23 protein-coding genes are annotated in these 21,187 nt (G+C 65.8%); 16 read left to right on the top strand and 7 right to left on the bottom strand.

Annotation, left to right across the window (positions count from 1 at the left end):
• Positions 1 to 79: 79 nt before the first annotated feature.
• The 14 genes from BMX57_RS14205 to BMX57_RS14140 all read left to right on the top strand — a co-directional run bounded on the left by BMX57_RS14205 (position 80) and on the right by BMX57_RS14140 (position 11,564).
• The gene (locus BMX57_RS14205) at positions 80 to 547 is read left to right on the top strand and encodes an Lrp/AsnC family transcriptional regulator (RefSeq protein WP_092368369.1); all 468 of its coding nucleotides are present in this window, start codon (positions 80 to 82) and stop codon (positions 545 to 547) included.
• Between the two features lie 71 nt (positions 548 to 618).
• The gene (locus tag BMX57_RS14200; RefSeq protein WP_092368366.1) at positions 619 to 1,479 is read left to right on the top strand and encodes a branched-chain amino acid aminotransferase; all 861 of its coding nucleotides are present in this window, start codon (positions 619 to 621) and stop codon (positions 1,477 to 1,479) included.
• A gap of 69 nt (positions 1,480 to 1,548) precedes the next feature.
• The gene (locus BMX57_RS14195) at positions 1,549 to 2,004 is read left to right on the top strand and encodes a universal stress protein (RefSeq protein WP_092368822.1); all 456 of its coding nucleotides are present in this window, start codon (positions 1,549 to 1,551) and stop codon (positions 2,002 to 2,004) included.
• A gap of 69 nt (positions 2,005 to 2,073) precedes the next feature.
• Positions 2,074 to 2,574, top strand: a complete 501-nt coding sequence (locus BMX57_RS14190; protein ID WP_092368364.1) for a ClbS/DfsB family four-helix bundle protein — start codon at positions 2,074 to 2,076, stop codon at positions 2,572 to 2,574.
• Between the two features lie 68 nt (positions 2,575 to 2,642).
• Entirely contained in the window at positions 2,643 to 3,206 is a 564-nt protein-coding gene (locus BMX57_RS14185) for a NifU family protein (protein ID WP_092368361.1), read from the top strand.
• Positions 3,196 to 3,780 carry a tRNA (adenosine(37)-N6)-threonylcarbamoyltransferase complex dimerization subunit type 1 TsaB gene (tsaB, locus tag BMX57_RS14180; protein WP_092368358.1) on the top strand — a complete coding sequence of 195 codons (585 nt, stop codon included), beginning with the start codon at positions 3,196 to 3,198 and terminating at the stop codon, positions 3,778 to 3,780. Before BMX57_RS14185 ends, tsaB begins: the two co-directional genes overlap by 11 nt.
• A complete protein-coding gene (locus tag BMX57_RS14175) occupies positions 3,777 to 4,190 on the top strand; it encodes a GNAT family N-acetyltransferase (protein ID WP_092368355.1) in 414 nt (137 codons plus the stop codon). The genes tsaB and BMX57_RS14175 overlap by 4 nt, the downstream gene beginning before the upstream one ends.
• Before the next feature lie 159 nt (positions 4,191 to 4,349).
• Positions 4,350 to 5,351 (top strand): BMP family lipoprotein, encoded by a 1,002-nt coding sequence (locus tag BMX57_RS14170; protein WP_092368352.1) that lies wholly within the window; start codon positions 4,350 to 4,352, stop codon positions 5,349 to 5,351.
• Positions 5,352 to 5,485: 134 nt separating this feature from the next.
• Complete coding sequence (locus tag BMX57_RS14165; protein ID WP_092368350.1) at positions 5,486 to 7,021, top strand: ABC transporter ATP-binding protein; 1,536 nt, start codon at positions 5,486 to 5,488, stop codon at positions 7,019 to 7,021.
• A 1-nt stretch (position 7,022) separates the two neighbouring features.
• Positions 7,023 to 8,171, top strand: a complete 1,149-nt coding sequence (locus BMX57_RS14160; RefSeq protein WP_092368347.1) for an ABC transporter permease — start codon at positions 7,023 to 7,025, stop codon at positions 8,169 to 8,171.
• 16 nt (positions 8,172 to 8,187) lie between these two features.
• Entirely contained in the window at positions 8,188 to 8,814 is a 627-nt protein-coding gene (locus BMX57_RS14155) for a LysE family translocator (protein ID WP_092368344.1), read from the top strand.
• Positions 8,815 to 8,817: 3 nt separating this feature from the next.
• Complete coding sequence (locus tag BMX57_RS14150; protein ID WP_092368341.1) at positions 8,818 to 9,783, top strand: ABC transporter permease; 966 nt, start codon at positions 8,818 to 8,820, stop codon at positions 9,781 to 9,783.
• Positions 9,784 to 9,873: 90 nt separating this feature from the next.
• A complete protein-coding gene (locus tag BMX57_RS14145; protein WP_092368338.1) occupies positions 9,874 to 10,797 on the top strand; it encodes a sulfite exporter TauE/SafE family protein in 924 nt (307 codons plus the stop codon).
• A 2-nt stretch (positions 10,798 to 10,799) separates the two neighbouring features.
• Positions 10,800 to 11,564, top strand: coding sequence for a TIGR02186 family protein (locus BMX57_RS14140; protein WP_092368335.1), 765 nt, complete (start codon positions 10,800 to 10,802; stop codon positions 11,562 to 11,564).
• 10 nt (positions 11,565 to 11,574) lie between these two features.
• Here the strand turns inward: BMX57_RS14140 and BMX57_RS14135 are convergent, their stop codons facing one another.
• The 7 genes from BMX57_RS14135 to BMX57_RS14110 all read right to left on the bottom strand — a co-directional run bounded on the left by BMX57_RS14135 (position 11,575) and on the right by BMX57_RS14110 (position 18,487).
• Positions 11,575 to 12,303 (bottom strand): SDR family oxidoreductase, encoded by a 729-nt coding sequence (locus BMX57_RS14135; protein WP_092368331.1) that lies wholly within the window; start codon positions 12,301 to 12,303, stop codon positions 11,575 to 11,577.
• Positions 12,300 to 13,835: an ATP-dependent DNA helicase gene (locus BMX57_RS14130; RefSeq protein ID WP_092368328.1), complete on the bottom strand. Its 1,536-nt coding sequence runs from the start codon at positions 13,833 to 13,835 to the stop codon at positions 12,300 to 12,302. Before BMX57_RS14130 ends, BMX57_RS14135 begins: the two co-directional genes overlap by 4 nt.
• A 61-nt stretch (positions 13,836 to 13,896) precedes the next feature.
• Entirely contained in the window at positions 13,897 to 14,535 is a 639-nt protein-coding gene (locus BMX57_RS14125; RefSeq protein WP_092368325.1) for an acyl-homoserine-lactone synthase, read from the bottom strand.
• A gap of 82 nt (positions 14,536 to 14,617) precedes the next feature.
• On the bottom strand, positions 14,618 to 15,337 hold the full coding sequence (locus BMX57_RS14120; protein WP_092368322.1) for a helix-turn-helix transcriptional regulator: 720 nt from the start codon (positions 15,335 to 15,337) through the stop codon (positions 14,618 to 14,620).
• Positions 15,276 to 15,494, bottom strand: a complete 219-nt coding sequence (locus BMX57_RS20440) for a hypothetical protein (RefSeq protein ID WP_143057923.1) — start codon at positions 15,492 to 15,494, stop codon at positions 15,276 to 15,278. Before BMX57_RS20440 ends, BMX57_RS14120 begins: the two co-directional genes overlap by 62 nt.
• A gap of 216 nt (positions 15,495 to 15,710) precedes the next feature.
• On the bottom strand, positions 15,711 to 16,997 hold the full coding sequence (gene ccrA / locus BMX57_RS14115; protein ID WP_092368319.1) for a crotonyl-CoA carboxylase/reductase: 1,287 nt from the start codon (positions 16,995 to 16,997) through the stop codon (positions 15,711 to 15,713).
• 110 nt (positions 16,998 to 17,107) lie between these two features.
• Entirely contained in the window at positions 17,108 to 18,487 is a 1,380-nt protein-coding gene (locus tag BMX57_RS14110) for a 1-acyl-sn-glycerol-3-phosphate acyltransferase (RefSeq protein ID WP_092368316.1), read from the bottom strand.
• 292 nt (positions 18,488 to 18,779) lie between these two features.
• Between BMX57_RS14110 and BMX57_RS14105 the strand changes: the two genes are divergently transcribed.
• Together BMX57_RS14105 and BMX57_RS14100 are read left to right on the top strand one after the other, a co-directional pair.
• Entirely contained in the window at positions 18,780 to 20,750 is a 1,971-nt protein-coding gene (locus BMX57_RS14105; RefSeq protein WP_092368313.1) for a methylmalonyl-CoA mutase family protein, read from the top strand.
• A gap of 106 nt (positions 20,751 to 20,856) precedes the next feature.
• Positions 20,857 to 21,174 (top strand): H-NS histone family protein, encoded by a 318-nt coding sequence (locus BMX57_RS14100; RefSeq protein ID WP_092368311.1) that lies wholly within the window; start codon positions 20,857 to 20,859, stop codon positions 21,172 to 21,174.
• The last annotated feature ends 13 nt before the right edge of the window (positions 21,175 to 21,187 follow it).

Genomic DNA, 21,187 nt, shown 5'->3' with positions numbered 1-21,187 from the left:
GTCACCATTCTTGCCTTACGGCCACGCGGGCCTTAGGGTATTTCTCCACCACGAGGCACCAGGATGGAGGAATCCACCAATGGATGGAATCGACCGCCGCATCGTCGCCGCCCTCCAGGAGGACGGGCGGGCCACCATTACCGGGCTGGCCGAACGGGTCGGCCTGTCACCGACGCCCTGCGCGCGGCGGGTGGAGCGGTTGCAGGCGGAAGGCGTGATCACCGGCTACGGCGCGCGGGTCGATGCCGCCAAGCTGGGGCTCGGCGTGAGCATCTTCGTCTCGGTCGAACTCAGCCGCCAGGACCGCGCGGCCATCGATCAGTTCGAACGGGCCATCCAGGGCTGCGACGAGGTAATGGAGTGCTATCTGATGACCGGATCGCGGGACATCCTGCTGCGGGTGGTGGCCGCCGACCTGCCGGCATTCGACGCGTTCCTTGAAAACCAGCTCATGCAGGTGCCCGGCATCCGCAACCTGCGCTCGAACTTCGCCCTTCGCACCATCACCCGGCGCAACGCGCTGCCGCTTCCGGACGCGACGCGCTAGGCAAGCTGCGAAAGGGTCTGGACCTCTGACCCAGCTCTGCCTAGGCTCCGGCCGTTGAAAGGGAGGCTGACATGGCGACGGGCAAGAACATCCGCACCTTTTTCGGAGACAGCTGGCATGACGGGGACATCCCCGTGATGCGGGCGGCCGATCATGGCGCGTGGCTCGGATCCGGCGTGTTCGACGGCGCCCGCTTCGTGAACGGGCTGACGCCGGATCTCGAGGCGCATTGCGCGCGCACCAACCGCTCGGCCGAGGCGCTGCTGATCACGCCGACCAAGAGCGCGGCCGAGATGGTCGAGATCGTCCAGGACGGGCTCAAGGCCTATCCCGCCGGCAGTGCCGTCTATATCCGGCCAATGTATTGGGGCATCGACGGCGATGCCACCGCGATCGTGCCGAAACCCGACGCGACGGGATTCGCCATCTGCCTCGAAGAGATCCCAATGGCACCGGAGAGCGCGTCGGTCACGCTGACCCGCACCCGGTTCCGCCGGCCGGTGCTGGAGGATGCGGTGGTCAACGCCAAGGCGGGATGCCTCTATCCCAACAACGCCCGGATGCTGCGCGAGGCGCGGGCCAAGGGCTTCACCAACGCGCTGGTGGCCGATGCCATGGGCAACGTCGCCGAAACCGCGACCGCCAACATCTTCATGGTGCGCGACGGCGAAGTGTTCACCCCCGTGCCCAACGGCACCTTCCTGGCCGGGATCACCCGCGCCCGCCACATCGCGAACCTGCGCGCCGATGGCGTGACTGTGCACGAGACGGTTCTGGGCTTCGACGATTTCCGCGACGCCGACGAGGTGTTCATGTCCGGCAACATGAACAAGGTGACGCCGGTCACGGCCTTCGACGACACCCATTATCAGGTCGGCCCGGTCACCCGCCGGGTGCGCGAGATGTATTGGGACTGGGCGGCATCGGCATGATGCCCGTGCCGACGGTTGCCAGCCTTTGCGGCCTCGGGCATGATCCGCGGCAAATGGAAAGCCGGATACATGCGTAAGTTCCTTGTCGTCCTGGATGACAGCCGCGAGTGCCTCAACGCCATGCGCTTCGCCGCGATGCGCGCAGCGCGCACCGGCGGCGGCGTGGCGATCCTGTCGGTGATCCCGCCGGACGAGTTCAACCACTGGATCGGCGTCGGCGAGGTGATGCGCGAGGAGGCCCGCGAACGCATCCATGCCCATTTCGAGGTCTTCGCGAAATGGATGCGCGACAAGCAGGGGGTCGAACCGGAGCTGGTGATCCGCGAGGGCGAGCCGGTGAACGAGATCATCGCGCAGATCAAGGACGACGCCGAGATCGGCGTTCTGGTCCTGGGCGCGGGCACCGACAAGAAGGGACCCGGGCCGCTGGTGTCGCAGCTCAGCCGGAGCTCGGGCGATTTGCCGATCCCGATCACCATCGTGCCGGGGCATCTGAGCAAGGAAAAGCTCGAGGCGATCACCTGAACCTGCCCGGTTGATCTGGCGCAAGGCGCGCCGTGGCCGGCAGGGCAAAACTGCGGGCCGGAGGACCAGATGCCCGCAGCCGTCACCAAGCCAGACCTGATCGCCCGCACCACGCAGGATTTCGCCAAGCTGAGCGATGTGCTGGACCGGTTTCCGCGCGCCCTGCGCCTGGTCGCCGATGAGGACGGCGTGACCCCCAAGGATCTCGTCGGACACCGCGCACACTGGATCCAGCTGTTTCTGGGCTGGTACACGGACGGGCAGGCCGGCAAACCGGTCGATTTTCCCGCGCCGGGTTACAAGTGGAACCAGCTCAAGGCCTACAACGCCGATCTGCGTCAGGCGCAGGCCGGGCTGGACTGGGACGCGGCGCGGGCTCTTCTGGACGCGAACCATGCAAGGCTGATGTCGCTGCTCGAAGGGTTGGATCAGGCGGCGCTCTATGGCGGGCCGATGAAGGGCGCGCGCAACGACTGGACAACCGGCCGCTGGGCCGAGGCGGCAGGTGCCAGCCACTATCGCTCGGCGGCGAAATACCTGCGCGGGCGGACGCGCGCGCCTCGGAATTAGAACGGTTCTAAACCTTGACTTGACCGGCCCGGAGGCGCATATCCGAAGCAACCAAGCGGAGATACGCCATGTTCATCCAGACCGAATCGACCCCCAACCCCGCGACGTTGAAATTCCTGCCGGGCCAGACCGTTCTCGAGGCCGGAACCGCGGATTTCCCCAGCGCCGAGGCAGCTGCGAAATCGCCGTTGGCCAACCGGATCTTTGCCGTCGACGGGGTCTCCGGCGTGTTCTTCGGCAACGACTTCGTGACGGTCATCAAGGACGATGGCGTCGAATGGGATCACATCAAGCCGGCGATCCTGGGCGCGGTGATGGAGCATTACCAGTCCGGCCAGCCGATCATGGGCGACGATGCCCGGCCGGCGTCGGGCCATGCCGAGCATTCCGGCGAGGATGCCGAGGTCGTGGGCCAGATCAAGGAACTGTTGGACAGCCGCGTGCGCCCGGCAGTGGCGCAGGATGGCGGCGACATCACCTTCCACGGGTTCGACCGCGGCGTGGTCTACCTGCACATGCAGGGGGCCTGTGCCGGCTGCCCGTCCTCGACGCTGACGCTGAAGATGGGCATCGAGAACCTGCTGCGCCACTACATCCCCGAGGTCACCGAGGTGCGGCCGGTTGCCGTCTGACACGCTGGTTCTGGGCTTTGACACGTCGGCCGCGCACTGCGCGGCCGCTTTGCTGTGCGGCGACCGGATCGTCGCCATCCGCGCCGAGGAGATGTCGCGCGGACAGGCCGAACGGCTGATGCCGCTGCTGCAGGAGGTGCTGGCGGCGGGCGGCGCCGACTGGCGCGACCTTGCGGCCCTGGGCGTCGGCATCGGTCCGGGCAACTTCACCGGGATCCGAATCGCGGTCTCGGCGGCGCGGGGACTGGCGCTGGGTCTCGGGGTTCCTGCGATCGGCGTGACGGGTTTCGAGGCCCGCGCCGCGCTGGCGCCCGCCGGCCACCTGCCCGCGATCCCGGCCCCGCGCGAGCAGGTCTATGTCGCTCCGCCGGGCCGGGAGCCTTCGCTGATCGCACGGGCCGATGCGCCCTCCCCGCTGTTCGACGATGCCGCGCCGGGCGACCTGGCCTGCGCGATCGCCCGGATCGCGGCCACGCGCCGGCACAGCGAAGCACCGCCCCCTGCACCGCTCTATCTGCGCCCCGCCGACGCCGCGCCGTCGCGCGACGTGCCGCCGATGCTGCTGGACGGATGACCCCCGAGACGCTGGCCGAGACCCATGCCGCGGCCTTCACGCTGACCCGACCGTGGAGCGCCGCCGAGTTTGCCACGCTGCTCGATGGCGCCGATACCATTCTTGCCGGGGACGTGCGGTGCTTTGCTCTCGGTCGGATCATCGTCGACGAGGCCGAGCTTCTGACCATCGCCACGCATCCCGAGCATCGCCGCCGCGGACTGGCGGCGGACTGCATGGCCGCCTGGCAGGCCGAGGCCACGCGCAGGGGCGCCACCCGGGCCTTTCTCGAGGTCGCGTCGGACAACCTGCCGGCGATCTCGCTCTACCACCGTTGCGGGTTCCGCCGGCATGGCCTGCGCCGGGGATATTACCGCCGCCCGGGACTTGACGCCGCCGATGCGATTCTGATGGTGTGCGACCTGCCCTAGCGGCAAGCCCGGAATGTTGAACCGATTGGTCAAAAAGCTGTTGACCACCTGCGCCGGCTGCGGCTTTGATTGCCGGCATCATTGCAGTTCTCTGCTCTGCAACCGGTGCGACGGGACAACCCGCGCCGCCGGACCGACAAGAACCAACGGGAGTAGACTATGACCCTCATGAAATCCCTCACGGGAGCCGCCGCCGCTATCGCCCTGACCGCGGGCACCGCGCTGGCTGAACCCGCCCTGATCTTCGATCTGGGCGGCAAGTTCGACAAGTCCTTCAACGAAGCGGCGTATAATGGCGCCAAGCGTTGGGCGGACGAGACCGGCGGCACATTCCGCGAGATCGAGCTGCAGTCCGAGGCGCAGCGCGAACAGGCGCTCCGCCGCTTTGCCGAGGCCGGTGCCAACCCGGTGATCACCACCGGATTCGCCTTCGCCACACCGGTCGAGGCCGTTGCCGGCGACTATCCCGACACCAAGTTCGTCAACATCGACGGCTTCCTTCCCGAGATCCCCGACAACGTCCTGATGATCAGCTTCCAGGAACACCAGGGCTCCTACCTGGTCGGCATGATGGCGGCGATGGCCTCGGAGTCCGACACGATCGGCTTCATCGGCGGCATGGACATCCCGCTGATCCGGCATTTCGGCTGCGGCTATGCGCAGGGCGCCAAGGCGGTGAATCCCGACATCAACGTCCTGGCCAACATGACCGGCACCACGCCGGCCGCCTGGAACGACCCGGTGAAGGGATCTGAACTGACCAAGGCGCAGATCAGCCAGGGCGCCGACGTGGTCTATGCTGCCGCCGGCGGCACCGGCGTGGGGGTCCTACAGACCGCCGCGGACGAAGACATCCTGTCGATCGGCGTGGACAGTAACCAGAACTACCTGCATCCCGGCAAGGTCCTGACCTCGATGCTCAAGCGGGTCGATGTCGCGGTCTACGAGGCGATGAAGGCCGGTGCGGACGTCGAGACCGGTTCGATGGTGCTGGGCCTGGCCGAGAACGGCGTCGGCTATGCGCTGGACGAGCACAACCAGTCGCTGGTCTCGGACGAGATGAAGGCCGCGGTCGACGAGGCCCGCCAGAAGATCATCGACGGCGAGATCGACGTGGTGAGCTACTACGCCAATGACAGCTGCCCGGCGCTGAGCTTCTGATCGAATGAACCCGGCGGGGCCGCCCCGTGTCGCGGCCCCGTTGTCTTTGCATTCCCCATATCCGGACCACCCCTGACGCACGGCGCGTGCGACCGTCGCACAGCCGGACCGCGCCGGCGACCGAGGAACAGACCATGAGCTCCGACGCCCCCGCCATCGAACTCAAGGGCATATCCAAGTCCTTCGGACCCGTTCAGGCCAACAAGAACATCTCGATCCGCGTCGCGCCCGGCACGATCCACGGCATCATCGGCGAGAACGGCGCCGGCAAGTCGACGCTGATGAGCATCCTCTACGGCTTCTACAAGGCCGACAGGGGCGAGATCTGGATCAACGGCACCAGGACCGAGATCCCCGACAGCCAGGCCGCCATCGCCGCCGGCATCGGCATGGTGTTCCAGCATTTCAAGCTGGTCGAGAACTTCACTGTGCTTGAAAATGTCGTGCTGGGGGCCGAGGATTCCGGCCTGCTCAAGCCATCGCTGGCGCGGGCCCGCAAGGAGCTGAAGATGTTGGCCCAGGAATACGAGCTGAATGTCGATCCCGATGCGCGGATCGACGAGATCGGCGTCGGCCGCCAGCAGCGCGTCGAGATCCTCAAGGCGCTCTACCGGCAGGCCGACATCCTGATCCTGGACGAGCCGACCGGCGTTCTGACCCCGGCCGAGGCCGATCAGCTGTTCCGCATCCTCCACCGGCTCAAGGAGGAGGGTAAGACGATCATCCTGATCACCCACAAGCTGCGCGAGATCATGGAGGCGACCGATACCGTCTCGGTGATGCGGCGCGGAGAGATGACGGCGACGGTCAAGACCGCCGAGACCAGCCCCGAGCATCTGGCCGAGCTGATGGTGGGGCGCAAGGTCCTGCTGCGGGTCGACAAGGTGCCGGCCAAGCCAGGCAAGACCGTGCTCGAGGTCGAGAACCTGCGCGTGGTCGATGACAAGGGGGTCGAACGGCTCAAGGGCGTCGACCTGACCGTGCGGGCCGGCGAGATCCTGGGCATTGCCGGGGTCGCCGGCAACGGCCAGTCCGAACTGCTGGAGGTGCTGGGCGGTATGCGTGAGGGCGCCGGCACAGTGCGCCTGAACGGCGCGCCTCTGGCGCTGTCCGGGCCCGGCTCGGACGGGCAGGCAAGGCGCGCGGGCGGTATTGCGCATGTGCCCGAGGACCGCCAGCGCGAGGGGCTGATCATGGAGTTCCACGCCTGGGAGAACGTCGCCTTCGGCTATCACCGCGACCCGGCCTATCAGCGCGGGATCTTCATGAACAACGCCGCGCTGCGCGCCGACACCGAGCGCAAGATCGAGAAGTTCGACGTGCGCCCCACCGACGGCTGGCTGTCGGCCAAGAACTTCTCGGGCGGCAACCAGCAGAAGATCGTCGTGGCCCGCGAGATCGAGCGCAACCCGGATCTGCTGCTGGTGGGTCAACCCACGCGAGGGGTCGATATCGGCGCCATCGAGTTCATCCACAAGCAGATCGTGGCCCTGCGCGACGAGGGCAAGGCGGTGCTGCTGGTCTCGGTCGAGCTCGAGGAGATCTTCTCGCTCTCGGACCGGATCGCGGTGATGTTCGACGGTCACATCATGGGCGAACGCCTGCCGGACGAGACCGACGAGAAGGAACTTGGCCTGCTGATGGCCGGCGTATCCGGGGAGGCCGCGTAACATGGACAGGATGCCCAAATGGGCCGATGTGGTCCTCATCCCCCTGATCAGCCTGATCCTGGCGGCGATCCTGTCGGCGCTGGTCATCATCGGCATTGGCGAGGATCCGGTTGCCGCGGTCAAGATGATGGTCTCGGGCGCTCTGGGATCGACCTATGGCTGGGGCTACACGCTCTACTATGCCACGAATTTCATCTTCACCGGCCTGGCCGTGGCCATCGCCTTTCACGCCCGCATGTTCAACATCGGCGGCGAGGGCCAGGCGATGCTGGGCGGGCTGGGCGTGGCGGTGGCCTGCCTCTACGTCCCCTGGCCGCACTGGTCGATCGCGATCCTGGGCGCAAGCGTTGCGGCGATGGTCTTCGGCGCCGCCTGGGCGGCGGTCCCGGCCTATCTGCAGGCCCGGCGCGGCAGCCATATCGTGATCACCACGATCATGTTCAACTTCATCGCCGCGGCGCTCCTGAACTACATGCTGGTCAACGTGATGCGCCCCGAGGGATCGATGGATCCGGCGACCCGCAGCTTCCCCGAGGCAGTCCACCTGCCGACGCTGCACGACCTGCTGGCGCCGATCGGCATCACGTTCTCCAAGGCCGCCCCGGCCAACGTGTCGCTGGTGATCGCGGTTCTGGCCTGCGTCGTGGTCTGGGCGCTGATGTGGCGCACCCGCCTGGGATACGAGATCCGCGCCTATGGCCATTCCGAGACCGGCGCGATCTATGCCGGCATCTCGCCCTTCCGCATCACCATGATCGCGATGCTGATCTCGGGCGCGCTGGCCGGTCTGATGGCGATCAACAACGTGATGGGCGAGGCCGAGCGGCTGGTGCTGAACTCGACCGAGGGCGCGGGGTTCATCGGCATCGCCGTGGCGCTGATGGGGCGCAGCCATCCGTTCGGCGTCTTCCTGGCGGCGATCCTGTTCGGGTTCCTCTACCAGGGCGGCGCGGAGTTGGCGCTGTGGACCAACATCCCGCGCGAATTGATCGTGGTGATCCAGGCGCTGGTGATCCTGTTCACCGGGGCGCTGGACAACATGGTGCGGATGCCGCTGGAGCGGATCTTCATGGCGATGGGCAACAAGCGGCGCAATATCGGCGAAACCAACCCGCTGCCCGACGCCGAGCACAGCACCAAGACGGAGTGACCGGAAAGGCCCGCGCATGGATCACCTGCCCCTCTTCCTGCCCGCCTTCGCGATCCTGTTCGTGGGCACGCTCAGCCCGGGACCGGCGGTGGCCTTCCTGCTGGGGCTGGGCATGGCGCAGGGCCGCCGCGCGGCACTGATTGCGACGCTTGGGATCGCATCGGGCAGCGCCTGCCTGAACGTCCTGACGATGCTGGGCGTCGGCGTCCTGATCCAGCAGACCGCCTGGGCGCTGTCCGCCGTGAAGCTGGCCGGCGCGGCCTACCTGGCCTGGCTCGCGCTGCGGTCGTTCCGCACCGCGTTCTCGCCGCCTGCAGCCCTGAACCCGGCGCAAGCGCCCGCGCTGGGTGCCACCCGGCTGTTTGTGATGGGGGCCTTGATGCAACTGACCAACCCCAAGGCGATCATGTTCTGGCTGGCCATCGCGGCCCTGGGGGCAACCGCGGGCGCCGGCCCCTGGCTGATCTTCGCCTTCGTGGCGATCTGTTTCGCGATCTCCTTCGCGGGTCACGGCGGCTGGGCGCTCCTGCTGTCGGGCGGCGCGCTGCGGCGGCGCTATGTGCGGGTGCGCCGCTGGATCGACGGAACGCTGGGGCTGGTCTTCGCCGCTTTCGCCCTGCGACTGGCAACGGATCGGAGCTGAGACATGGAATTCCTGACCATCATCCAGGTGCTCGACAGCACCATCCGCCTTGCCACCCCGCTGTTGCTGGCCTGCCTGGCCGGGCTCTATTCCGAGCGGTCGGGGATCTTCGACATCGGGCTCGAGGGAAAGATGCTCATGGCCGCCTTCTTCTCGGCCGCGGCGGCCGCGATGACCGGATCGGTCTGGCTGGGCCTGCTGGCGGGGATCGTCGCGTCGATGGTCCTGTCCGGGCTGCACGGCCTGGCCTCGATCACCTTTCGGGGTAACCAGCTGATTTCGGGCGTGGCGATCAATTTCCTCGCCTCCGGCATGACCGTGCTGATCGCGCAGGACTGGTTCCAGCAGGGCGGCCGAACGCCGTCGCTCATGGGCGGGGCGCGGTTCACGCCGATCACCTTTCCCTTCGCGGACGCGGTGCGCGACGTCCCGATCTTCGGGCCGATCTATTCCGAGCTTCTCTCGGGCCATTCCATCCTGGTCTATGTCGCGTTTCTGGCGGTTCCGGCGACCTGGTTCGTGCTGTTCCGCACCCGGTTCGGCCTGCGCCTGCGGGCGGTGGGCGAGAACCCGGCCGCCGTGGACACCGCCGGCGTGTCGGTGGTCGGTCTGCGCTTTGCCGCGGTGGCGATCTGTGGCGTGCTGTGCGGGATCGCCGGGGCCTATCTGGCGACTGCCCTGCAGGCGGGCTTCGTCAAGGAGATGACCGCCGGGCGCGGGTTCATCGCGCTGGCCGCGCTGATCTTTGCCAAGTGGCGGCCCTGGCAGGCGATGGGGGCCTGCCTGCTCTTCGGTCTGCTGCAGGCGGTGGCGTTGCGGTTCCAGAATATCGACCTGGGCGGCATCGTGATTCCGGTGCAGGCGATGGATGCGCTGCCCTACATCCTGACGGTGGTGATCCTGGCTGGGTTCGTGGGCAAGGCGATCCCGCCACGCGCCGGTGGGTCGCCCTATGTCAAGGAGCGGTGATAGGGCCAGATCCGGCGCCTCGGTCGGTCCTGTTTCTGCAGGGCAGCATACGCAGTTGATTTTGCGGCGCCCTGTGGTCTAACAGGGATCATGCAGATATACCTCCCCATCGCCGAAGTGTCCGTGAACGCCTTTCTTCTGCTGGGGCTGGGCGGGCTGGTGGGTGTGCTGTCGGGCATGTTCGGCGTGGGCGGCGGGTTCCTGATGACGCCGCTGCTGTTCTTCATCGGCATTCCGCCAGCGGTCGCCGTCGCCACCGAAGCGAACCAGATCGTCGCCTCCTCGTTTTCCGGTGTCCTCGCGCATTTCCGGCGCAAGACCGTGGACCTGAAGATGGGGTTCGTGCTGCTGATCGGCGGCCTGACGGGCGCGGCCCTGGGTGTGGTGGTATTCAATTACCTCAAAAGCCTGGGCCAGGTCGATCTGCTGGTCAAGCTCTGCTATGTCGTCTTCCTGGGCGTCGTCGGCGGTCTGATGTTCGTCGAAAGCCTGGGCGCGATCCGCAAGGCGCGCAAGCAGGGCGGCAAGGTCACCGCCAAGCGCCGGCAGCGCGGCTGGGTGCATGCCCTACCCTTCAAGATGCGGTTCCGCACCTCGGGGCTCTATATCTCGGTCATTCCGCCGATCCTCGTGGGCATCTTCGTCGGCATCCTGTCGGCGATCATGGGCGTCGGCGGCGGGTTCATCATGGTGCCGGCGATGATCTACCTGCTGGGCATGCCGACCAAGGTGGTCGTGGGCACCTCGCTGTTCCAGATCATCTTCGTCACCGCCTTCACCACCATGCTGCACGCCACCACGAACTACACGGTGGACATCATGCTGGCGGTGCTTCTGCTGGTGGGCGGGGTCGTCGGGGCGCAGTTCGGCACCCAGATCGGCACACGGCTCAAGGCAGAGCAGCTTCGCATCCTGCTGGCCCTGATGGTGCTGGTGGTCTGCGTCAAGCTGGCGCTCGACCTGCTGCTGCAACCGGCCGAGCTTTACTCGCTCGGCGCGGTCGGGGGGCATTGACGATGCTGCGCCTGCTGTCGCTCCTGCTGCTGATCGCCCTGCCCGCGCAGGCGGCGGACGAGAACGTGGTCCTGGGCCTCAGCCAGGACCGGGTGGCGATCACATCGAATTTCGACGGCTCGGATATCCTTGTCTTTGGCGCGATCAAGCGCGAGTCGCCAATCCCCGGGGGCGAGCCCCTGCAGGTGATCGTGACCGTTTCGGGCCCGTCCGAACCCGTTGTCGTGCGGCGCAAGGAAAGGCGTTTCGGCATCTGGGTGAACATAGACAGCGTATTGGTCGACCGCGCGCCCAGCTTCTATGCCGTGGCCACCAGCGGCCCCTTCAGCGATGTCATCACCAACACCGAGGATCTGCGCCACAAGGTGTCGATCCGCCGTGCGATCCGATCGGTCGGCGCAGACATGAACATCCAGGGCGCGCAAAGTTTCTCCGAGGCGGTGATCCGCATCCGGGAACGCGCCGGTCTCTACTCGATCCGGGAAAACACGGTGGCGGTGGACGAACAGACCCTGTTCCGCACTTCGATCGACATGCCCGCGGACCTGACCGAAGGCGCCTATGCCACGCGCATTTTTCTCACGCGCGGCGGCCAGGTGATCTCCAGCTTCCAGACCACGATCGACGTGCAGAAGGTCGGGCTGGAACGGTTTCTCTACACGCTCTCGCGCGAACAGCCCATCGTCTATGGCCTGATGTCGCTGGCCATCGCGATTGCGGCGGGCTGGGGCGCCTCGGCCGCCTTCCGGATCCTGCGCAACACCTGAGGGGCCCGCGTCAGCCGCGGCCGATATAGGGCATCGTGGTCGCCATCACCGTCATGAACTGGACATTCGCCTCGGGCGGCAACTCGGCCATGTGCAGCACCGAGCGCGCGGCATCCTCCACCGCCATCGTCGGATCGGGCATGCGCCCCTCGGCCTGTTGCGCCTCGACCAGGCCCGAGACCATCTCGGTGCGGGCATTGCCGATGTCGATCTGGCCGCAGGCGATGCCGAAGTCGCGGCCATCCAGCGACAGGCTGCGGGTCAGGCCGGTGATCGCGTGTTTCGTGGCGCTGTAGTGAACCGACCTGGGGCGCGGCACATGCGCCGCGATCGACCCATTGTTGATGATCCGCCCCCCCTGCGGATGTTGCCTGCGCATCGCGGAAAAAGCGGCGCGGGCGCACAGGAACATGCCGGTCAGATTCACGTCGATGCTGCGCTGCCATGCCTCCAGCGGGATCTCGTCGATCAGCCCGGCCTGCGCGAAGATGCCGGCGTTGTTGAACAACACGTCGATGCGGCCGGCCGCCTTCAGGAACTGCGCGAAGGCCCGTTCGACTCCGGCTTCGTCGGTGACATCGGCCGGCAGGAGATGCGCGGCCGGGTGATCCCCGGCCACCTCGCGCAGGGCCTGTTCCCGCCGCGCCAACAGACCGACACGCCAGCCGCAGGCGAGGAACAGCTCGGCCGTGACCCGGCCGATGCCGGAACTGGCCCCGGTCACGATGACGGATTTCATGCCTCTTCCCCTTCCAGACGCAGTTCGGCCGGCGCCACCTGCCGCAGATCGTCGGTGCGCAGCGCGTAGGTGGGTTTCGACAGGCGGTTTCGCACGACCCAGATCAGCCGCTGCTGCGCCCGGGTGATCGCCACATAGGCCAGCCGTTTCCACAAGGGCTGGCCCGCCTCCACCCGGCCCATGCGGGCGGCGGTGTAGATGTCCGGTGCAAAGACCTGCACGGTTTCCCATTGCGAGCCCTGCGCCTTGTGGATGGTCACGGCGGCCCCGTGCAGAAATGTCGCGCCCATGCGGGCGGCGAAGGGGATGAACGGCTCTTCCTCGTCCGGTTTCTCGATCTTGACGATCGAGGCGGCGCTGACCTGGGGATCCTCGGCGCCCATCACGTGCAGCCGGGAAAATCCCGGCTTGCGCCCCGGCCCCAGATAGATCACCTGCGCGCCCTTGATCAGTCCGCGCGCCTCGAGATCTAGCCGCTTCTTGCGGTGCTTGAGCGGCAGTTCGATCCCGTCGCAGATCAGTGGCTCGCCTTCCAGCAGCGCGGTCTCGGGCGCGCCATGCACCGCGCGGAAGGCGTTGATCAGCCGGATGCGCGTGGCGTTGCGCCAGACCAGGACCGGGCTGCGCGCCATCAGGTCGACCTCGACCCGCCCGCCCCAGACGACGCGGTCGTCCTGGCTGGCCTTGTCCTCGACCATCCGCTCGAAATCGTGGAAATCCAGCTGCGGGTCGGCCAGCGCATGCGCGAGATCCAGGATCGGGTTGTCCGCGTCCTGCCGGTGGATCCGGCTGAGCGTCAGCTTTCGCGGTTCGGGCAGCGCATCGAACACCATCGAGCCGGACTGGTTCACCGGCGCCAGCTGCGCCGGATCGCCGAACAGCAGGAGGGTCGGAAAGATCTCCTTGAGGTCATCGAACTGCTTGTCGTCCAGCATCGAGGCCTCGTCGACGAAGCCGATATCCAGCGGCTCTTCGCGGCGTTTCCAGCCGGTTATGAAATCCGATCCGCGCAGACCGGCGGCCGCCAATGCACCGGGGATGGAGTTGTTGCGGCCATAGAAGGCCGCCGCGCGGTCCAGCGCCTCTTCGGTCAGCCCTTCGATCTCGGGACGCTCTCCACTGCCCGCCAGCCACTCGGCGATCCGCTCGTATTCCGGATCGTAGACCGGCGTGTAGAGGATGCGGTGGATGGTCGTGGCCGGCACCCCGGCGAGGCGCAGGACGCTGGCCGCCTTGTTGGTCGGCGCCAGCACCGCCAGCGTGCGGCGGTCGCGCGAGCGGCGGCTCTCGTAGTCGCCCGAGACAATGTGAACGCCGGCCGCCGAGAGCGCCTTGTAAAGCTCGGACAACAGAAGCGTCTTGCCCGATCCCGCCTTGCCGATCACTGCCATGACGCTGGTAGAGTCGCTTTTCGGCGCGGTCAGAAGAGCCTCGTCGTCCAGATTGACGCCCGCCGATTTCAACCAGTCGACGATGGAATCATGCGCGGCGGCCTGATCCGTGGAATAGGTGATGGCGGGCAGTTTCGTCATGGCGCGACCCTAGCGCGCCCGGCGGGCAGCCGCCAGCCGGGCGCGGCGCTTTTCGCGCCGCTCAGGCCGTTCGTGCGGCCGGGATCGTGGGGCGATGACCGAAGGCGCGCGCGAACCACAGGCGCGACAGTTCGGGCGAGACGCGCGCACGGCGGCACAGCCGTTCATGCGCCCGTTGGGAGTATTCCCAAAGACCCACCGAGATCTCCTCCCGGCCCCCGCCCTCGGAGCCGACAATTTCGGGCGCCCAACCGATCGCCTTGTAGATCCGCTGCATCCGGGCATCGAACACGCCGGCCACGTGACGGATGCCGAAGCCGCGCATGATCTCGCTGCCGCCCAGCATCAGCGCCGAGGCAACCCGGGAGTCCGCCGCGCGGTCGAGACAGAAGCGCGTGCACTCCCAGATCAGCGGCGAATGGATCGGCCCCCTGCCCGTCAGATGACCAAAGACCTCGTTGACCATGACCGGCCCGGTCGTCGGCAGGAAGCGCATCGAGCCACCGTGGCCCCCGTCGGGCTGCTGCCAGATGACATAGAGCGGGTCGTGCGCATCATACTGATCCCGTTCGTGGCCCTGCGCGTCGACGGAGACGTCCCAGCCCAGCCGCGTCCGGAACTGGTCGGCCCGGCACCGGAACATCTCGTCCGCCAGAACGGGGTGCGCGCTCAGTTCGTCGGCGTAAAGGTAGCGAAGCATGATGAGTCCCCTTGTCGTCCGGTTGAGAACGAAAGGGGTACGGAAGAAAGGTTAACAACCCGTCAGGACAACGACCGCCGCGTTACACGACGATCAGGCCGCGGCTCATCGCCCGCGCGATTGCGTGCGTCGTGTTCAGTGCGCCCAGCTTGTACCGCGCACTCTCGATATAGACCCGCAGCGTGTGTTCCGAGATCGCCAGCGAATGCGCGACCTGCGCCCGGTTGTAGCCCAGTGCCAGCAGGGTCATCGCGTCCACTTCGCGCGGAGACAGCGAGCGAGACTGCTCGGGCTGCCGCTTGGCCCCGATCTCCAGCGCCTTGCGATTGAAATAATGCGCGATCAGGATCAGGTCGCGACCATGCTGCGCGATGAACGCGGCCCAGTCGTCGTCGTCGCAGCTGTGATTGGCGGTGAACAGGGCGAATTGCCCGTTCGGTCCGCGAATGGGAATGGAGTAGCCCTGATCGCCCACCCCGTGTGCCAGCGCATCGTCCAGGAAATGCCGGGCGGCCCTGGCGGACCAGTCCATCCGCTTCCAGTCGACCGGGTGGAACCGTTGGAAACAGCCCAGGATGACCGGGTCGATCCGGTGGTAGTTGCGCGCGTTGTATCGCGCGACCCAGGCGTCGGAATAGGTGGCGCAGCCGAACTGCTCTCCGTCGCTGTCCACCCAGTGATAGACGATGTGCCAAATGCCCAGCGCATCGCGAAGCCGCGCGGCGATTTCCGACAGGTCCTCAAGCCCGGTGGTGGCGTCCAGATCTTCCAGGATTCGGTCCAAATCGACCAGTCTTGCCATCGACGCGCGCCCGTGCCTCTTGGTGCTGGAGTGCGATGTCCGCGGCGGCGATCAGCTTGGTCTTGTCAAGCTGATCGGCAAGGTCGCCCAGCCCGTTCGCGACCGCGAAGGTTCTGAGGTCCGCCAGGACATCCAGGATCCAGTCATTGTTCGGCATCAGAGTCACCCCGGAACGGTTAACGGTTGGTTAACTCAACCATAGCATGTGTGAAATTCATCAAGACATTCGCTGCTTTCCACTCCCCAGAAATGGCGAGGCACGGATTTGCAAGCCATTGATCCCTCGGACAGCCGTGCGTCGGACGCAGAAACGCCCGCGCGTCACCTCGGTGATTCGCGGGCGTCTTGCCGGCTGGGGCCGAAAATCGCGGGATCAGTCCCCGGCGTCGATGACCTCTTCGAGGGTCCGCAAGCCCGTGCGCGGGGCCTGCACCAGAACCGACATATTGCCGGGCTTGTGCTGGTTGCGCATCATCTTCATGTGTGCCTGCGGCAGGTCGGACCACGAGAACACCTCGGACATGCAGGGATCCAGCCGGCGCTCGATCATCAGCTGGTTCGCGGCGGCCGCCTGCTTGAGATGCGCGAAATGCGAGCCCTGAAGGCGTTTCTGGTGCATCCACATATAACGCACGTCAAAGGTCAGGTTGTAACCCGTGGTGCCGGCGCAGATCACCACCATGCCGCCCTTTTTCACCACGAAGGTCGAGACCGGGAAGGTCGCCTCGCCCGGGTGTTCGAACACCATGTCGACATTCACGCCCTTGCCGGTGATGTCCCAGATCGCCTTGCCGAACTTGCGCGCCTCCTTGAACCACTCGCCGTATTCCGGCGTGTTGACGGTGGGCAGCTGTCCCCAGCAATTGAAATCCTTGCGGTTGATGACGCCCTTGGCCCCCAGTTCCAGCACGAAGTCGCGCTTGCTCTCGTCCGAGATCACGCCGATGGCGTTGGCACCGGCGGTGTTGATCAGCTGGATGGCATAGGATCCCAGGCCACCAGATGCGCCCCAGACCAGCACGTTCTGCCCCGGCTTCAGGTCATGCGGCTCATGCCCGAACAGCATCCGGTAGGCAGTGGCAAGCGTCAGTGTGTAGCAGGCGCTTTCCTCCCAGGTCAGGTGCTTGGGCCGCGGCATCAGCTGCTGGGCCTGGACATTGGTGAACTGCGCGAAGGATCCGTCGGGGGTCTCGTAGCCCCAGATGCGCTGGCTGGGCGAATACATCGGGTCGCCGCCGTTGCAATGCTCGTCGTCGCCATCGTCCTGGTTGCAGTGGATGACGACCTCGTCACCGACCTTCCAGCGTTTCACCTTGTCACCCACCGCCCAGACAATGCCCGAAGCGTCGGACCCGGCGATATGATAGGGTGCCTTGTGGCCGTCGAAGGGGCTGATCGGCTTGCCCAGCGACGCCCAGACGCCGTTGTAGTTCACGCCGGCGGCCATCACCAGGACCAGAACCTCGTGGCTGTCCAGGACCGGCACATCGACGACCTCGAGCTGCATCGCGGTATCTGGCTCGCCATGACGTTCCTTGCGGATGGCCCAAGCATACATCTGCTTTGGCACGAACCCCATCGGAGGGATCTCGCCCATCTCGTAGAGGTCTTTCTCGGGCGCGTCGTAGGACGCGATGCCGGCTTCGGTATCCAGAGCCATGTCGGCCTCCTTGCTGAACTCGGTTGCCGCAACGCAGAATCGCGGCTCTGTCCGAAGGATTATTCACCGCTACGCAACTTTGCAACAGTATGCGGGAACTTTTTGTAATTTTATGACCCAGCGGGCGCAGAATTCTCCTTTGCTCCCGCAGCATCGCCTGGCAGGAGATGAGAAATCGAGGCCGCGTAGTATTGCAGGAGTTGGGGCCGGTCGCCGCTGGCGCGCACGGTATCGCCGGACATCTCGACCAATCCGCGCCCTTGCAGCTGCCGCAGCGCGGCGGTCACGAATGCGCTGGTGTCCCCGCCCTCTGCCGCGCCCGACAGACGCCGGTATTGCGCCTCGATCTCGTCCGGCGTCAGGCTCTGGTGCCGCGTCAGCATCCAGGCGATTGCCGGGACCGGCAGGATCGGCACGACCTGGCCGATTCGCGCCATCAGCTCGTCGGCCAGCGGATTGATGAAGTCGCTGCCGGTTTCGGCCCGGAACCGGTCGAGCGACAGCGGCACGCCGAACTGCACCGCGGCCAGGCCGAACTGGTGCGACCGGCCACGCAACCTTTGCCAAAGCTGCTTGAGCATCCAGCGGGTGACGACGCCGATCCGCGCGCGAAAGCGGCGGTCCGGCCGGCTGGCGGCGTCGGTCAGGATCGAATCCTCCAGCACCCGATCGTAGTTCAGCGCCACGGGCACGAAAACCACGTCGCGGTTCTCGTTCGTGGCGCCGGCAATCATGTATTTCAGAAGCCCCAGCTTGGGTGGCCCCAGCCCGCCGGACAGGCTCAGCCCGCCCTCGGGAAAGATCGCCTGGGTCACGCCGGCCTCGGTCGCCTGCCGGACATAGCAGGACAGGACGTGGCGATAGAGATCGTTGCGCGACTTGCGCCGGATGAAATAGGCGCCCATCGCGCGGATCAGGCGGCTGAGCGGCCAGACCCGCGCCCATTCGCCGACCGCATAGGACAGCGCGGATTGCCGCGCGGCCAGGTAGGTGACCAGCACGTAGTCCATGTTGCTGCGGTGGTTCATCACAAAGACGACCGTCGCGTCGGGGTCGATGCCGTGCACCTCCTCCGGCGCGGTATGGTTCAGCCGCACCTCGTAGAACATGTTGCTGAGAAACCGTGCCACGCGGATGGCCAGGCCGAAATAGGCGAAGGCCGAGAAGGACGGGACGATCTCGCGCGCATAGCGTTTCGCCTGTTCGAAGGCCACCGCCTCGGGGATGCCCTCGCGGCGGGCATGGGCCTGCACGGCGCGGCCCACCTGCGGGTCATAGATCAGCCGCTGTATCGTGTCGTGCCGCCGGGCCAGCTTGAAGGGCTGGATCGGGCGTTCCAGACGCTGGTTCAGCCGCGCAACGGCACGCTCCAGCCGGCGCCGAAAGAACCAGCGCACCGAGGGAAAGAGGAAATGCGAGGCAAAGGTGATGGCCGCGAACAACAGGATGATCGCGAACAGCCAGAGCGGTATCGTGATCTCCTGCGCCATTCTAGCTCAATCCGCCCCGAGCTGCGGGGCACGACTTGGCACCGAAAAGCCCCGTGCATTGCGGTCCATGTGGATGTGATGCAGCATTTCGCGGTTTCCGATCATGCCCCGCCATTCGAGGCGCCCCAGATCTATCGGTTCGATCCGGCGTAATCATAGGGATCCAGCCGGTCAAGGCGCTTGGCCATCCGGGTTCCGGGCGCTGCAACGCAGCGAATTGACAGCGCCATTTTATTTCCTATACCAATCCATAAGCGTAACAAAATTTCGCAAAACGATTCACGAGGCCCCGATGTCGCAGACGCAGAAAGACCGCCCCTGGCTGATCCGAACCTATGCCGGCCACTCCACGGCACAGGCGTCGAATGCGCTCTACCGTTCCAATCTGGCCAAGGGGCAGACCGGCCTCAGCGTGGCGTTCGACCTGCCCACCCAGACCGGCTATGACAGCGATCACGTGCTGGCCCGCGGCGAGGTCGGCAAGGTCGGCGTGCCGGTCTGCCACCTGGGTGACATGCGGATGCTGTTCGACCGGATCCCGCTGGAACAGATGAACACTTCGATGACGATCAACGCCACGGCACCCTGGCTTCTGGCGCTCTATATCGCCGTGGCCGAGGAACAGGGCGCGGATATCTCGAAATTGCAGGGCACGGTGCAGAACGACCTGATCAAGGAATACCTGAGCCGCGGCACCTATATCTGCCCGCCCAAACCGTCCCTGAAGATGATCGCGGACGTCGCTGAATACTGCTATGCCAACGTGCCGAAGTGGAACCCGATGAACGTGTGTTCCTATCACCTGCAAGAGGCGGGCGCGACGCCCGAGCAGGAACTGGCCTTTGCGCTGGCCACCGCGCAGGCGGTGCTGGACGAGTTGAAGCCGCGCGTCCCGGCCGAGGATTTCCCGGCCATGGTCGGGCGCATCTCGTTTTTCGTGAATGCCGGCATCCGCTTTGTTACCGAAATGTGCAAGATGCGCGCCTTTGTCGATCTTTGGGACGAGATCTGTGAACAGCGGTACGGCGTGAGCGATCCGAAATTCCGCCGCTTCCGCTATGGCGTTCAGGTCAATTCTCTCGGACTGACCGAGCAGCAGCCGGAAAACAACGTCTACCGCATCCTGATCGAGATGCTGGCCGTGACGCTTTCGAAAAAGGCCCGCGCGCGGGCCGTGCAGTTGCCTGCCTGGAACGAGGCGCTTGGCCTGCCCCGGCCCTGGGATCAGCAATGGTCGATGCGGATGCAGCAGATCCTGGCCTACGAGACCGACCTTCTGGAATATGGCGACCTGTTCGACGGCAACCCGGCGGTCGACGCCAGGGTCGAGGAACTCAAGCAGGGGGCGCGCGCCGAGCTTGCCAATCTCGACAGCATGGGCGGGGCCGTGGCGTCGATCGAATACATGAAGTCCCGCCTGGTCGATGCCAACGCGGAACGGCTGAACAAGATCGAGCGCAACGAGACCGTGGTGGTCGGCGTGAACAAGTGGATCGAGGGCGAGCCCTCGCCCCTCCAGACAGAGGATGGCGGCATCATGACCGTCGATCCGGCAACCGAACAGGAGCAGATCGACCGTCTGACCGCCTGGCGCAACAGCCGGGATGCGACGCGGGTGCAGGCGGCGCTCGAGGCGTTGCGGGACGCCGCGCGCAGCGGGGCCAACGTCATGAAGCCCTCGATCGCCGCGGCCAGGGCCGGGGTGACGACCGGCGAATGGGCCGAGGAAATGCGGCGCGCCTTCGGCACCTATCGCGGCCCCACTGGCGTGTCGGGCTCGGCCTCGAACAAGACCGAAGGGCTGGACCAGATCCGCGCCCGTGTCGATGCGGTCAGCGACAAGCTGGGCCGGCGGCTGAAATTCCTGGTCGGCAAGCCGGGCCTGGACGGGCATTCCAACGGTGCCGAGCAGATCGCCTTCCGCGCCCGCGACTGCGGCATGGACATCTCCTATGAGGGGATCCGCCTGACTCCGGAGGAAATTGTCGCTGCCGCGATCGAGGACGAGGCCCATGTCATCGGCCTGTCGATCCTGTCGGGCAGCCATTTGCCGCTGGTTCAGGATATCGTCGAGAAACTGAAATCCCGGGGCCTGGGTCATGTGCCCCTGATCGTCGGGGGAATCATTCCCGAGGAAGATGCGCGCAAACTGAAATCAATTGGCGTTTCCAAGGTCTACACTCCAAAGGACTTCGAATTGAACGCCATCATGACCGATATCGTCGATCTGGCCGAAGAAGAATTGCAAGTTTTCGCCAATTGATGCTGTTTGGGAAAATTAGACGCTGAAAAGCGTCGGCACTTCCGCTAACGTCCCGCGTTAGGCCATCGGCTTTCGAATGGCCCAATAGGAAATTCTGGAGAATTCAATGGGGATCAACCTTTCGTCCATGTCGCGCACCGAATTGCTCAAGTTGCAGGAAGACGTTGCCGGCGCTCTGAAAAAAGCCGAGGCGCGCGAGAAGCAGGAGGCGCTTAAGGCCGCTGAACAGGCCGCGGCCAAGTACGGCTTTTCGCTGTCCGAGCTCTCGACAGACGGCAGAAAAAGCACAAAGGGGACAAAAGCCCTTCCGAAATACCGCAACCCTGCGAATCCCGAACAGACCTGGACCGGTCGTGGCCGGAAACCGCAGTGGCTTCACGATGCGCTGAAATCCGGGGCCGACATTTCCGACCTGGAAATCTGAACGGAAAGGCAAG

Source organism: Cribrihabitans marinus (genome assembly GCF_900109035.1).
In the GTDB taxonomy this organism is placed as follows: Bacteria; Pseudomonadota; Alphaproteobacteria; order Rhodobacterales; family Rhodobacteraceae; genus Cribrihabitans; species Cribrihabitans marinus.
This window is presented reverse-complemented; position numbering and strand designations above follow the sequence as displayed.